The sequence below is a fragment of the Streptomyces sp. NPDC058198 genome, from assembly GCF_042882605.1.
Lineage (GTDB): Bacteria > Actinomycetota > Actinomycetes > Streptomycetales > Streptomycetaceae > Streptomyces.
In genome coordinates this window covers 180,211-193,854 of record NZ_JBHVVP010000005.1, presented here as the reverse complement: position 1 = coordinate 193,854, position 13,644 = coordinate 180,211, and the positions used below count along the sequence as shown (strand labels likewise).

Below are 13,644 nucleotides of genomic sequence, written 5' to 3'. Positions count from 1 at the left end.
GGCCGCCACGAGCCACACCACCCTGGTCCCATGCCAGAACCGAAGTACCGCATCCGCGCCCTGCACACGGCGACCACGATCACCGTCTACCAGGCCTACCCCCCACCCATCGGCCTCCCCACAGCCCGCGACGGCCGCTTCCCCTCCACCTGGAAACGCGACCGGATGACCTGGATCAAGCCGTCGTTCCGCTGGATGATGTACCGCTCCGGCTGGGCCGGCAAGGAAGGGCAGGAGACCATCCTGGCCGTGGAGATCACCAGGGACGGCTTCGACTGGGCGCTGCGGAACGCCTGTCTGTCGCACTACGACCGTGCCCTACACCCCGACCAGCCCTCCTGGAAACGCGAGCTGAAACGGGCCCCGACCCGGGTCCAGTGGGATCCGGAGCGAGACCTGCACCTGAGGCCGCTGCCCTACCGCTCACTCCAGCTCGGCCTTTCAGGCGAGGCGGCGCGGCAGTACGCGGACGAGTGGACCGTCTCCGTCACCGACGTAACGCCCCTAGCGCACCGAATCCACGCCCTGGTGCGCGAGGACGACCTGCCCACCGCCACCCAACTACTCCCACAAGAACCCCCCTACCCGCCGGAAGACACCCTGCCCACCCACCTACGACCCGCAAGCCCATAAAACCGACGCATCTCACGAACAATGTCGTCCATCAGGGATCCAGTCTCGGTGGTTCCCTCGTCGTTGACTACGCTGAGCACGGGCATGCCTTGCCGACCCGCGGTGCAACGCGGGTCTACTCGGTGACCATCAATCGATCACTCGGGAAGGTACGCCCTCCGCGTTCCGCGAGGCACCCCTCCCGAGGCCGATCCACAGGTCTTGAGCATTGCTCGCAAGCAGTTACGCGTCTTGCCTTACGCTCTCCCTCATTTTGGGGCGTCTACGCCTCAGCTGGGCAAGGACTCCAGCCAGCGTGATGAACGCTACGAATATGGGGACAATCTCTTGTAGCTTCACCGAAGGAATCCGCCTGCAAAGAGAGCCAGCAACCGAACATAAGCGTGCCTTATGCGCGTCCGCTGCATGCTCAGTTGGCCGAAACTCTCACAGCGCTGTGAGTTCCCGCTGCGACTACGGGTCGGAAGTGCGTGCCCCTGATGTGCGATCGGCGGGCAACTAGCGGGAAACCACGGTGATTGGCGGACAGCGCAGATGAGAACGACCCCCGCCGATTTGCCTGGTCAGGGGCCGCTTACTTGCGCGGCGGTTGTGGGATTGTCATGCAGACGCGACCACGCACCCTCATCCAGCGGTGGCGCAGTGGCCGTCCCGCAACCGGCGAGGTCATGGATGATCTTGTCCAGTTCGGCAACTGGATCGCCATCGGTCGGATGCTCGGACCCAAGATGATGCGGGGAGAGGTCAGCTTCGCCGCCCCATACCAGCTAGTGCTATAGGTCGGCAGGCTGCCGTGCCACGGTCAATGGTGAGTCCGGGGCGACGCCTCCAGGCAGGGCTCCAGTGCCCATTGAACCCGCTCAGAGGCCTGGTTGGGTCGTGGAAGCGCGGTGCTTCCCAAGCTCAGGGCTCTCCTGGTGGGATGGTGGTGATTGATCAATTCTCGGCCAGTTTTCGTACCGGGTTTTATTTTGGTGTTGCGCGCCAGGATCAGTGCATGAGCAACTGGGGAGATCTGGCGAGCCAAGCAGCTAGCGCGCTGGTGGGGACATTGGCCGGCGGGGCCATCACTGTGCACGTGGCGCGCTGGCAAACGACAAGGACGATCGAGGCTCAATCCCAACTTGCTGTCTCACAAGAGGCTGCCAACGTGGCGCTCGCACGTAATCAGTGGACCCGACAGCGCTCCGCCGAGGCTGCTCAACGACTCTTAGAGCGCCTCGCAACGCTTTACGCATGGCTTCCCTCATTGCCGGATGTGGCGTTGGACGAGCCTCGCTTGAGCGTGCAGGCCCGCGAGCGTTGCGCGTCGGCACTCGAGTCGATCCGCCATGGCATGCAAACAGACCTTCTCTCCATAGCGGACGATCGAGTCCGTGCGCGCTTCAGGATTCTGGTGCGACTGTGTTACGACGTCGCGTGGCGGAGCATCGGTCAGCAGAACCGGGAGCGTCAGATTCGGGACGTAAGCGGGTACCTGCGCTACGTCCAACTCAGTCTGGAAGCCGTGATCGATGCCAGCCCCATGCCGGATGGCTGCGAACCTCCTGCACTTGAGCGAAACGACAGCACCGCCTGGCTGCCACCAAATGTGCCCTGGCACTGGCAAGACCCAGCCGACGGCAGCTGATTCCTGTTGACATGGTCGCCAGCAGCCAAGCACGGAGACCAAGTGGTTGCCGCGCTGGACGGTGATCTTCCCAGCGCGGAAGTGATTGGCAAGTGGGCGGTGTTCCATCTTTCAGCAGGCCATGGTCAAGCGCTGGCGACCTACTTCTCAGCATCTGGAAACCTCGCCTGCGTTGCCATCGAGGCCCGTCAGGGCCCCCAGGTCACCTTGAGCGCGCTGCGTCTCGTGGGATAGGTCCCCTCGAAGCTGGCTGACCAGTTCGGCGACTACGTGAGCGCGCGGGGATTGGACGGAGCCATCAGGTGCTCGCAGTACGGTGGCTGACTATGTTCACGAGAATGGACAGCAGATGTTCGCCACTTCGGGAGGCACGAGAGTCTGGCGCTGTTCGATTCCGGACGGCTAGAAGGGGCCGGCAGACCTGTCGTGCGTGAGGTTCTCGAGGATCGTGCGGAGCCACGGGCTGCGCACGGCTGGTAGCCGGACCAGGGTGTGCTGGAACGTTCCCCGGTCGGCCCGGAACAGGTAGTTGGGGCGCGGCGGGAGCGGGTCGTCGCGGAGGACGTCCTGGGGTAGGCCGCCCGACGCGGGAAGCGGCAAGTACGGCGAGGGAGAGACCAGCCACAGCCACACCCCCAGCGGCAGGGGCACCAGGTATGCCGAAGCAGCCGGGCCGGCGGGAGCCCAGGTCTGACCCGTCTGGGGATGGACCGGTACGAGGAGGATGTCGACGCCCGCGTCGGGGGAGGGCCGTCCCGGTCCAGCCAGGACGGCGCGCCGCGTTGGCCTGCCCGCGGGCAGCAGGGCGTCGAGCGCGCGTTGGAACACATCCGCGGTCAGACCGTCGGGGACCTTCACCGGCTGCCCTTTGGAGGCCACCAGCAGGTGGGCGAGCGCCTGGCCCGCTGCCGCCTCCCATTGCGGACTCCACGACCAGTAGTGGCTCGACCCAAACCGTCCTCCCCACGGGGCAATCGGCTCGAACGGGGGCGTGCTCTCCCCCTTCTCTGCCAGCTCCGCCCAGGCGAGCGGCGCAGCGTGGACACCGTCGACGAGGACGCGGCGCACGGCGTCTGAGCTGAGCCGCACTGCCTGCCAGAGCGAGCAGTCGTCGACCCTGGTGGCTACGGGCAGGTCGCACGCTTCGCAGGCCATGTTGGGCCCGTCGGCCCCGTCGAGGCCACAGCAGGCACCGCCTCGCTTCTCGGGGATCAGCCTGGTTCCGCGGATATCACCGGGCGCGATGACGAACGCCCCGGGCGGGCTGTCGGACAGCGCGTAGACCGGCGCGTAGATGCCGCGTGCCTCCGCCTCGCCCGGATCGATCTCGTCCCACATCCGCCACGGCCCTCCCCAGGGGTCCGGGTCCACGGCAAACGTCTCTGACTCCATGAGCACCGGAAGCTGGACCCCGTTCCCGTAACTCTGACGGGCGTGGGCCGGAAGGGAGACCTGGGACAAGGGGACGGTCAGCTCGGCATCGCACCTCGCACAAACGAAAACGAACAAAGGCCCCTCCGCATGGGAAACAGCTGGATCGTCGCAGCTCGGCGACCGTCGGCCAACGTGTTTTCTCGTCCGTGTGGGAACGGGACCTGCCATCGTCGTGGAGCGTCAACGCAGCGCGGGCGAGCGCCAGCCGCCGCCGTCTCTGACGGCGGCAAGCGGTTTACTCAGTGTTCGAATTCTCGGCGTGCTGCGGCGCCTCTCGAAGTGGCGAACATCTGCTGACCATTCTCCTGAACATAGCCAGGTGACCTCGGCACCGATGAGCTCGGCATCGTCCTCCAACAGCAACCTCAGCAGTCGGCAGGGCCTAGCACTGGCCCTCATGAGCTTCCTGGCAGCCTGAATGACCTTCAATGACCGATCTGTGTAGCGCTACGGATCAGAAGGTGGAGAGGGGGGTGGGTGCGGAGCCATTCGGTGTCCCGGGACCACACAGATCCGGGGATCCCTATCCGGCCACCCCCCTTGGCCGCCGCGTTCCCAGCGAGAACGACGAACCGGCTCATACCTGGTCCGGAAGCTAACATCCGCCACTGACAACACCCTCGCGCCAGCCGCTAACGCCCGCCCAAACGTGCCAGATGCGGCCGCTATGGCCACCGCCTCACAACTGAAGTCGGCTCGTTATGCGAGGGCTGGGGTGGCTGGGGTGGTGAAGTTCCAGGTCAGCATGGTGAATTCGCCGTCGTTCAGGGCTCCGGCCGCGCGGTAGGTGGACAGGGCCGGGGCGTTGTCCGTGTCTACGCCGACCCACATGTCGTAGCAGCCGCGCTCGCGTGCGACCGTCGCCAGTGCGTCGGTCAGTGCGCGGCCGATGCCGCGTCGGCGGTGTGGCTCGTGCACCGAGAGCTCGTACAGGCACATCTCGGTTCCCTTGTCGGGGTGGAGCATCTCGATGCCGGAGATCATTCCGGCGGGGGCGCCGTCGAGGTAGGCGATCAGCATCAGGTGGCCGGGAGCGGCGAGAAAGCGCTCCGCCCATTCGGGGCGGGCCGGGCCGTCGTAGAGGTGCTCCGCGGCGGTCAGTTCGGCGACGGTCGTCGCCCGGCGGATCTCCATGGGGGTGCCTCCTGAGCAGGGCGTGCGTACCGCGTCTGGTGTACGGCGACGCTACCCCGTACTACTCGAGGAGGCCCCCGAGTTCCGACCGGTGTCAGCGCTGCCGGGTTCCGGGGCCGTTTAGGGTTCAATCATGGAGACCCGAACCCCCCGCCGGTTGCGGCCGCGCGCGCGATGGCTCGCGGGCGCGGCCGCGGCGCTGGTGCTCGTAGGAGCCGGTACATGGACCGCCGTCGCCTCGGACGGCGCGCCCACCGTGCACCGTGAGGACCAGGTGCTGGAGATGCCGGGCGCCCGGATCGACACCTCGTACTTCACCGCGGGCAGCGGACGCAGGCCCGCCGTGCTGATCGGGCACGGCTTCGGCGGCAGCAAGAACGATGTACGGGCCCAGGCCGAGAAGCTCGCGCGCGACGGATACGCGGTGCTGACCTGGTCGGCGCGCGGCTTCGGGAAGTCCACCGGTGAGATCGGGCTGAACGATCCGGACCACGAGGTCAAGGACGTGTCCCGGATCATCGACTGGCTGGCGAAGCGGCCCGAGGTACGGCTCGACGCGGACGGCGATCCGCGCGTGGGCGTCACCGGCGCCTCGTACGGCGGGGCCGTCTCGCTGCTCGCCGCCGGATACGACAAGCGGGTCGACGCCATCGCCCCGCAGATCACGTACTGGAACCTCGCCGACGCGCTCTTTCCCAATGGAGTCTTCAAGAAGCTCTGGGCCGGGATCTTCTTCTCCACCGGCGGTGGCTGCACGACCTTCGAGAAGCAGCTGTGCGAGATGTACCAGCGGGTCGCCGTCGCCGGGAAACCCGACGCGGCCGCCCGTGAGCTGCTGGAACAGCGCAGTCCCGCCGCCGTCGGCGACCGGATCGATGTGCCGGCGCTGATCGTCCAGGGCCAGTCCGACTCGCTCTTCCCGCTCGGCCAGGCCGACGCCATGGCGAAGGCGATCAGCGGCAACGGCGCACCCGTCGACGTCGACTGGATGGCCGGCGGGCACGACGGCGGAAACCAGGAGACCGGCCGGGTCGAGAGCAGGATCTCGTCCTGGTTCGACCGCTATCTCAAGGACGACAAGGGCGCGGACACCGGGCCGGCGTTCCGCGTCAGCCGGACCGGAGGCGTGGACTCCACCGACGGCCGGCCCCTGCTGCGGGGCGCGAGCAGCGACCGCTACCCGGGGCTGGAGAGCGGCTCCACCACCGTCCCGCTCAGCGGCGGCACGCAGACCTTCGGCAACCCCGCGGGTGCCAGCCCGCCCGGGATCTCCGCCGTACCCGGCCTCGGCGGCGGGCTCTCCCAGCTGTCGACGCTCGGCGTCGGACTCTCCCTCGACTTCCCGGGGCAGAACGCGCGCTTCGACTCCCGGCCGCTCGACCGGTCGCTGCGGATCACCGGTTCGCCGACCGTCCGGGTCACGGTCACGTCCAGCAGCGGTGACGCGGTGCTCTTCGGCAAGGTGTACGACGTCGGCCCCGACGGCCGCCAGCAGGTGCTGCCCTCCCAGCTCGTCGCGCCCGTCCGGGTCGAGGACGCACGGCAGGGCAGGACCGTCGAGCTGACCATGCCCGCCGTGGACCACCAGGTGGAGGCCGGGCACCGGCTCCGGGTCGTCCTCGCCGCCACCGACCTCGCCTACGCTTCGCCGCTCGCCCCGGCCACCTACCGGGTCGCCGTGGACGGCGCGCTGACCGTACCCACCGTGCCCGCGCTCACCGCCGGGACCACCGGGCTGCCCTGGTGGACCTGGGGGCTGCCGGCCGCCGGCGTGCTGATCGCGGCCGCGCTGCTGCTCACCGCCCGGCGCCGCACCGTCGCACCGGCCCCGGACCCCGCGCTCGCCGACGTGCCGTTGCAGATCACCGATCTGTCGAAGCGCTACAGCAAGTCCGCCGACCGCTATGCCGTCCGCGATCTCTCCTTCCGGGTCGAGAAGGGGCAGGTGCTCGGTCTGCTCGGCCCGAACGGCGCCGGCAAGACCACCACCCTGCGCATGCTGATGGGGCTGATCAGCCCCGACGCCGGTGAGATCCGGGTCTTCGGGCACGCGATCCGGCCGGGCGCGCCGGTGCTCTCCCGGGTCGGTTCGTTCGTCGAGGGAGCGGGCTTCCTGCCGCATCTGTCGGGACGGGCCAACCTGGAGCTGTACTGGCAGGCCACCGGCCGACCCGCCGAGGACTCCCATATCGAGGAGGCCTTGGAGATCGCCGGGCTCGGTGACGCGCTCGCGCGGGCCGTACGCACCTACTCGCAGGGCATGCGGCAGCGGCTCGCCATCGCCCAGGCCATGCTCGGTATGCCGGATCTGTTGATCCTCGACGAACCGACGAACGGCCTCGACCCGCCACAGATCCGCGAGATGCGGGACGTGATGATCAGGTACGCGGCAGGCGGCAGGACCGTCATCGTCTCCAGCCATCTCCTCTCCGAGGTCGAGCAGTCCTGTACGCATCTGGTGGTCATGCACCGCGGGCAGCTCGTCCAGGCAGGACCGGTCGCGGAGATCACCGGCTCGGGCGACACCCTGCTCATCACCAGCGCCGAGGAGGTGCCCGAGCCCGTCGTCGAGAAGATCGCCGCGCTGGCGGGGATCAGCTCCGCCGTCCGTACGGACAACGGACTGCTCGTCCAGCTCGACGGCGCGAGCACCAGCACCCTGATCACCGAGTTGGTCCGGCTCGACGTTCCGCTGACGGGTGTCGGACCGCACCGCCGCCTGGAGGACGCGTTCCTCACTCTGATCTCAGGAGGCTCCGCATGAGCGCGCTGATCGATTCGGCGCCCGGCTACCGGGCACGGCACACCCTGCCCCTGCGGGTCGAGGCGATGCGGCAGCTGAAGCGCAGGCGGACGGTGGCGATGGGCGCCGTGCTGGGCATCCTGCCCTTCGTGCTGATCGTGGCCTTCGCGATCGGTGGAACGCCCGGGGGAGAGCCGGACGACCGGCTGAGCCTTATGGACACCGCGACCGCCTCCGGCGCCAACTTCGCCGCCACCTGTCTCTTTGTCTCGGCGGGTTTCCTGCTGGTGGTGCCCGTCGCGCTGTTCTGCGGGGACACGGTGGCCTCCGAGGCGAGCTGGTCCTCGCTGCGCTACCTTCTCGCCGCGCCCGTGCCGCGGGTCAGGCTGCTCTGGAGCAAGCTGGCGGTGGCGCTCGGGATGAGCGCGGCGGCGATGGTGCTGCTGCCGTTGGTCGCGCTGACGGCGGGCACGGCGGCCTATGGCTGGGGACCGCTCGAACTACCGACGGGCGGCTCTCTGGCCGCCGCCGACACCGTGCCGCGGCTCGCGCTGATCGTCGCGTTCATCTTTGTCTCCCAACTGGTCACCGCCGGTCTCGCTTTCTGGTTGTCGACCAAGACGGACGCCCCGCTGGGCGCGGTCGGTGGCGCGGTCGGACTGACGATCATCGGCAATGTGCTGGACGCCGTGACGGCGCTCGGCTCATGGCGGGAGTTTCTGCCCGCGCACTGGCAGTTCGCCTGGGCGGACGCGCTCCAGCCGCAGCTGGAGTGGGGCGGCATGGTGAAGGGCGCGGCGGTCTCGGTGACGTATGCCGTGGTGCTGTTCGCCCTGGCCTTCCGGGGCTTCTCCCGCAAGGACATCGTTTCGTAGAGCGGGCCTGCGAAGATCCGCCGGACAGCCCTCAGACCCACCCCCGTCGAGCCGCTTCCGCACCCGCCCGGAAGCGGCTCGTCGTGCCGAGGGCGGTGAGCAGGTCACCCACCCGGCGGCTGTACGTCCTGCTGGACATGCCCAGTCGCGTCGCCGCCGTCTCGTCGGTGAGCCCGGCCAACAGGGCCTCCAGCACGGGCCGCAGCTGCCCCGGCAGGACTCCGGGGGAGGGGACAGCGGCCGTGGGCAGCTCCTCGCCCGTCTCCCACCACATCTGGTGGGTACGGACCAGGGCCTGGACGGCCACCGGATCACGGATCAGCAGCACCCCGTGGTAGTGGAGTTGGAGATCGAGCGGGACCGCGGCGACCGCGCGGTCCACCAGGATCATCTTGAACGGGATGGAGTCCGTCTGTCTCGCCCGGCCGGGGAGCCGGCGGGGCAGTGGGTACGGAAGCCCGGCCAGCCCGTGCCGGGGCACGATCCTGCGGACGCTGACCACGGGCGGGCGCCCTCGCGCCCTGCCGCCGGCGCCCTCGCCGTCCGGCCCGGCCCGCTCACCCGCCGCGCGCACGCAGGAGCCCGCGAACTCAAGGAACTGCTCCGGAATGCCCTGGCCCAGACAGCTGCCGGGGTCGTCGAAGACGAGCAGCTCACGGCGGGCCGAGCGGACCAGGGCGGTCAGCGTCGCCATCACCTGCCGCACCCCGCGGATCGGCCGGCCGGGCGGATGGAGCGAGTCCACCACGTCCTCCCGCACCACGCCCATCGACAGCGCCGACCTGTTGAGCACAGAACCTGGAACATCCGCCACGGCTGACCACCCCCGCCATCCCCTCGGAGCCGTACGCCACTCCATGTACGCATATGACTGCACACCGTGACAAGTGCCAGTTCGGAGTGTGGCGACTCCATGCCAGTGGCTCAGTAATCGGTCTTTTCTCCCGCACGCTGGTGATCGCTCGGCATGAGACGAGTCGAGGCACCGCGAGACAACGCGAACCAACGCGAGACGAAGGGAAGACCACGATGTCCCAGCGATTGACCGGCAAGCTCCTGGCCGCCGCGGCGGCACTGCCCCTGGTCGTACTGTCCCCCGCCGTGGGATCCGTCCAGGCGGCGGACCGGGCGGGCCCCGCCGCGCTCCTCAACTGCTCGACCAGCACCGACGGCTGGACCGGCAGGGCGGATTGCACCAACTACAGCAGTCAGGTGGTCGCCTTCCGTGCGGTCGTCGTCTGCGGATGGTGGCCGGACGCCTACGGCGCCTGGATCACGCTGCGGCCGGGCGCCTCCGGATGGTCCTCGGCGACCTGCGGCGGCGGCTCCGGCGTCGGCAGTGTGGGATGGCAGGAAGGCTGACCCGCAGGCCCTTCGCGGCAGGGGAGTTGCCCCGTCATGCCGGGTAACTCCCCGGGCGCGTGACCATGAACCGGCGACGTGATCGAAATACGCTCAAGAACGGTGCCACGCTGGCCTTTTCGTGCGCCATGATGGTCGTCATGGCCACTTTGCTGCTCGCTCTCGCCGCGATCTCCACGGGTCTGTACGCGGGGTTCTTCCTGATCTTCCAGACCGGCATCATGCCCGCCCTGGCGCGGCTCACGGACGCGCAGTTCGTCCCGGCCATGCGCCGGATAAATGAGCTCGTGCCGCGCCCGGTCTTCCTGCTGACCTTCTTCGCCATCGTGGGGTTCCCGTCCGCCGCCCTCGCCGTTCCGGTCGACGGCCGCTCGGAGACTCAGCGGCTGCTCCTGGTGGCCGGACTGGTCTGCGCGATCATCAACCATCTGGTCACCATCGGGGGCAATGTCCCGCTCAACAACGCGCTGGCCGCGTCCACGTCTTCTCCCGACAGTGTGGCGCGCGCGGCCTTCGAGTCCCGCTGGAACGCCTGCCACCGGGTCCGCACCCTGTTCTCGGTGGCCGCGTTCGTCCTGGTGGTCAGCGCCACCCTGTCCTGACGGCGTCGGCCCCGGCCGGGGCAGCGGGTCGGAGTCTGTCCTTCCGGCCGGCCCGCAGCCCGACGTGCCCTGACCTTCGTCACGACGCGCGTCACACGCGTCATACCGGGTGCGTCCGGATCACACGATCTTCAGGTTGGCCATCATGCCCATCCCGCCGTGGTCGATCAGATGGCAGTGGTAGGGGAAGACCCCGCGATGGCTGTCGAAGGTGACCTGCAGTTTCACGCTCTGACCGGGCAGGAGCAGCACGGTGTCCTTGCGCCCCGCCTCCGACGCGCTCACCGGCTCCCCGTCGCGTTCGAGGACGCGGAACTGCACCAGGTGCATATGGAAGTTGTGCGGGATGAGGGTGCTGGCGTTGGTGACGGTCCACACCTCGGTGGTGCCCCAGTTGACGGTCGTGTCGATCCGGTTCGGGTCGAAGGACTTCCCGTTGATGTACCCCTGCTCGCCGGTCCCCGGCTCGTCCATGTTCAGCTCGAAGCTCCGCTGGACGGTCGGCGTACGCAGCGTCGCCAGAGTAGTCAGCGTGCCGGGCACCCTGCTCGAGTCGCGCACCCGCTCGCCGACGTCGAACCGTATTATCTGGCCGACCTCCTCGACGGGCCCCGGGCCGAGCAGGTTCTTCAGCACCAGCTGCGTGCCGGGCTTGTACTGCGAGAAGTCGATGACGACATCGGCGCGTTCGCCGGGGGAGAGCGTCAGCGTCGGCGACGGGGCCGGCTTCTCCAGCAGGCCGCCGTCGGAGCCTATCTGCGTCATCTCGCTGCCGTCGGACAGCTGCAGCACGAAGATCCGCAGATTGGATGAATTGACCAGCCGGAAGCGGTACTTGCGCGCCTTGACCTTCAGGTACGGCCACGGCCTGCCGTTCACCAGGATGGTCGTCCGGTTGAAGGCGTCGTCCATCTCGTAGACCATCTGCGCGTTCGCGTCGAACCGCGCGTCCCGCAGGACGAGCGGCACCTCGAACTCACCGGAGGGCAGCCCGAGGGCATCCTCCCTGTCGTCACCCAGCAGATAGAGGTTGGACAGCCCGCGGTACACGTGCTCGGACTCCATGTGGTGCGCGTGGTCGTGCATCCACAGCGTGGCGGCCGGCTGGGCGTTGGCGTAGGTGTACGTCCTGGTGCCGCGCGGCGCGATCGTGTCCATCATGCCGCCGTCGTCGGCGACCGGGTTGGCGCCGCCGTGCAGATGCACCGACGTCGGCATGTCCAGCGCGTTGACCTGCTTGACCACCACGGTCCGCCCCGAACGGGCCCGGATCGTCGGTCCTGGGAAGGAGCCGTTGTACGTCAGCACCTCCGTGCTGGTGCCCGGCAGGATCTCGCGGCGCGACCTGGTCATCACGACCGAGTAGTAGTCCGCGGCCGCCGTTCTGCGCACCGGCGCGAGCACCGGGGGCCGGGTGAGGGGCACACTGAACTTTGTCACGGGCCCGGCGGGCCTGGTGGCAGGACCCGGCTTGTCGCGGGCGCCGAGTGCCTGTGCCGTATAGCCGGTGGCACCGGTGACGCCGAGGGCTCCTGCGGTGAGCCCGAGCTGTATCGCATGACGACGAGAAAGCACTGGGATTCCTTTCCGGGATGCGAGGGAAAAGGGAGTCTGTCCCTGTTCCGATCGCGGGCATGCTATCCACCCGGGGCACACGCAAGAGGAAATTGGATCCGCAGTGTCATCGGTCATGACATTTATGCCGTCTGGCGTCGATTAGGAATCTAGCGTTCCTCAATGGGGCCTCTAGTAATCCCTTTCTGTTTCTTGGTAAAGCTTTTTATGAAACCCGTGCGAAGCGCCGATCCCGGGCAGTTCGACCGCCGCGGCTGCGAGCCCGGCGCGGCGCCCGGCGCGGCGGCCGGGGCGCCGGAACGGGCACCGGAGCCGCCGTCACCGGCCCGCACCCCTGTGTCCTTCCCGGCCCCCCGCAGCCTCCCCCGACCGGGCCCGTTGACCGGCAGACCCCTGTACTGCCGGCCGGAACCCGTCGTCTCTTACGCCGAGGCTCTTACGCCGAGGCGCGGTTCATCCGGCGCAACCGCAGCTCCCGCAGCGCCTGTTGCTCGTCGGCCATGGTGCGCAGGCCGACCGCCCGCCGCCGGTCGTCGACACCCTCGGGGTCGACGACCGGATAGGGACGTCCCAACGGCGTGTAGCGGGTTCCGTACACCTGTGGGCGTCCCATCGACACCGCGCAGCGGTCCGTGACATAGGCGCCGTGGATCGGCGGGCAGTCGCCCAGGGCGACCGCCGCGGCGATCAGGTCCCGGCATGCCAGCTGGAAGCCGAGGTCGTCCGAGTGCAGCAGGATCATCAGAGCGGCCGTCGACGCGTCCTCGCCGACCAGGGCGGCCGTCGGCCAGCCGTGCGCGGTGACGATGCGCCGCAGCGCCTCGGCGTTCTCGGCGTGGCATCTCGTCAGGAGCCGGCGCAGATGACTCGCGGGCAGTCGCTGCGCCGCCGCCGTCAGCCTGCTGTCCTCGGCGATCCGGCACAGCAGGTCCCGCGCCAGATCGCCGCTGTCGCGTTCCTCGGCCTCTTCGGCTTCCTCGGCTTCCGCTGAGGCGTTCCCGGCCAGGGTGTTCCCGGTGCGGGTGTTCTCGGTGGGGGTGTTGTCCGTGAGGGTTTTCTCAGTGGGGGCGTTGTCTGTGGGGGGAAGCGCGGCGCTCACCTCGTACGTCTCGCGTGTCTCTCAAGCGGGGAAGGGGAGCGTCGCCCATACGGTGCGGCCGACGCCGCCCTCGCGGGACACGACACCCCAGGAGTCGGCCAGGCTGTCGACCAGGAGCAGTCCGCGCCCGCTCTCCGCGTCGGAGTCGGGGCATCGGGGGCCGAGCGCCCCGTCCTGGGCGCCCTGGTCGTGCACGTCGAGCCGTACATGGTCGGTCATGACGCGCACCTCACAGCCGACCAGCGCGCCGCCCGTGTGGAGCACGGCGTTGGTGACCAGTTCGGAGATCACCAGGACGGCGACATCGCACAGATCCGCGGGCAGTCTTCGCCGCTGAAGCTCGGCTCGTACCCGGTGCCGCGCCCGGGCGACGGAATCCCGCCTGCCGGGGAGAGTGAAGAAACACTCGTGCCCGTGCGCTTGATGTTTGCGTGCCTCGTGCCCGTACGTACGGGCACGGAGGCCGGAGCCGTTTCCCTCGCCCGCTCTGCGGACCGAGGCGCACCAGACACCCCAGGGGTGCCGGGCGCGCACCTGTAACTCCTTGGCAGCCGACG

Annotated in this window: 13 protein-coding genes; 7 read left to right on the top strand and 6 right to left on the bottom strand. The window is 68.8% G+C overall.

Features of this window, described 5'->3' with window-relative positions:
- Nucleotides 1–30: 30 nt before the first annotated feature.
- The 3 genes from ACFVWW_RS19820 (at nucleotide 31) to ACFVWW_RS19810 (ending at nucleotide 2,497) form a co-directional block, all read left to right on the top strand.
- Nucleotides 31–633: a DUF4291 domain-containing protein gene (locus tag ACFVWW_RS19820; RefSeq protein ID WP_386877590.1), complete on the top strand. Its 603-nt coding sequence runs from the start codon at nucleotides 31–33 to the stop codon at nucleotides 631–633.
- 922 nt (nucleotides 634–1,555) lie between these two features.
- Nucleotides 1,556–2,263, top strand: a complete 708-nt coding sequence (locus ACFVWW_RS19815) for a hypothetical protein (protein WP_386877589.1) — start codon at nucleotides 1,556–1,558, stop codon at nucleotides 2,261–2,263.
- Between the two features lie 42 nt (nucleotides 2,264–2,305).
- On the top strand, nucleotides 2,306–2,497 hold the full coding sequence (locus ACFVWW_RS19810) for a hypothetical protein (protein WP_386877588.1): 192 nt from the start codon (nucleotides 2,306–2,308) through the stop codon (nucleotides 2,495–2,497).
- A gap of 168 nt (nucleotides 2,498–2,665) precedes the next feature.
- On the opposite strand, the gene ACFVWW_RS19805 is transcribed toward ACFVWW_RS19810, so the two are convergent.
- Together ACFVWW_RS19805 and ACFVWW_RS19800 are read right to left on the bottom strand one after the other, a co-directional pair.
- Nucleotides 2,666–3,772, bottom strand: coding sequence for a hypothetical protein (locus ACFVWW_RS19805; protein WP_384333104.1), 1,107 nt, complete (start codon nucleotides 3,770–3,772; stop codon nucleotides 2,666–2,668).
- Nucleotides 3,773–4,396: 624 nt separating this feature from the next.
- A complete protein-coding gene (locus ACFVWW_RS19800) occupies nucleotides 4,397–4,831 on the bottom strand; it encodes a GNAT family N-acetyltransferase (protein WP_384191794.1) in 435 nt (144 codons plus the stop codon).
- A 133-nt stretch (nucleotides 4,832–4,964) separates the two neighbouring features.
- Between ACFVWW_RS19800 and ACFVWW_RS19795 the strand changes: the two genes are divergently transcribed.
- Nucleotides 4,965–7,595 (top strand): alpha/beta fold hydrolase, encoded by a 2,631-nt coding sequence (locus ACFVWW_RS19795; protein ID WP_386877587.1) that lies wholly within the window; start codon nucleotides 4,965–4,967, stop codon nucleotides 7,593–7,595.
- Nucleotides 7,592–8,449: an ABC transporter permease gene (locus ACFVWW_RS19790; RefSeq protein WP_384191788.1), complete on the top strand. Its 858-nt coding sequence runs from the start codon at nucleotides 7,592–7,594 to the stop codon at nucleotides 8,447–8,449. The genes ACFVWW_RS19795 and ACFVWW_RS19790 overlap by 4 nt, the downstream gene beginning before the upstream one ends.
- Nucleotides 8,450–8,480: 31 nt before the next feature.
- On the opposite strand, the gene ACFVWW_RS19785 is transcribed toward ACFVWW_RS19790, so the two are convergent.
- Nucleotides 8,481–9,263 carry a DNA-binding response regulator gene (locus ACFVWW_RS19785; protein ID WP_384191785.1) on the bottom strand — a complete coding sequence of 261 codons (783 nt, stop codon included), beginning with the start codon at nucleotides 9,261–9,263 and terminating at the stop codon, nucleotides 8,481–8,483.
- Nucleotides 9,264–9,478: 215 nt separating this feature from the next.
- Between ACFVWW_RS19785 and ACFVWW_RS19780 the strand changes: the two genes are divergently transcribed.
- Both ACFVWW_RS19780 and ACFVWW_RS19775 read left to right on the top strand, forming a co-directional pair.
- The gene (locus ACFVWW_RS19780; RefSeq protein WP_384191782.1) at nucleotides 9,479–9,811 is read left to right on the top strand and encodes a hypothetical protein; all 333 of its coding nucleotides are present in this window, start codon (nucleotides 9,479–9,481) and stop codon (nucleotides 9,809–9,811) included.
- 140 nt (nucleotides 9,812–9,951) lie between these two features.
- Nucleotides 9,952–10,413: a DUF1772 domain-containing protein gene (locus tag ACFVWW_RS19775; RefSeq protein ID WP_384191778.1), complete on the top strand. Its 462-nt coding sequence runs from the start codon at nucleotides 9,952–9,954 to the stop codon at nucleotides 10,411–10,413.
- A 120-nt stretch (nucleotides 10,414–10,533) separates the two neighbouring features.
- Here ACFVWW_RS19775 and ACFVWW_RS19770 read toward each other — a convergent pair whose 3' ends face one another.
- The 3 genes from ACFVWW_RS19770 to ACFVWW_RS19760 form a co-directional block, all read right to left on the bottom strand.
- Nucleotides 10,534–11,988 (bottom strand): multicopper oxidase family protein, encoded by a 1,455-nt coding sequence (locus tag ACFVWW_RS19770; protein WP_386877586.1) that lies wholly within the window; start codon nucleotides 11,986–11,988, stop codon nucleotides 10,534–10,536.
- A gap of 436 nt (nucleotides 11,989–12,424) precedes the next feature.
- Nucleotides 12,425–13,087, bottom strand: a complete 663-nt coding sequence (locus ACFVWW_RS19765) for a DUF6624 domain-containing protein (protein WP_386877585.1) — start codon at nucleotides 13,085–13,087, stop codon at nucleotides 12,425–12,427.
- A 21-nt stretch (nucleotides 13,088–13,108) separates the two neighbouring features.
- On the bottom strand, nucleotides 13,109–13,621 hold the full coding sequence (locus tag ACFVWW_RS19760) for an ATP-binding protein (RefSeq protein ID WP_384191770.1): 513 nt from the start codon (nucleotides 13,619–13,621) through the stop codon (nucleotides 13,109–13,111).
- Nucleotides 13,622–13,644 lie beyond the last annotated feature (23 nt).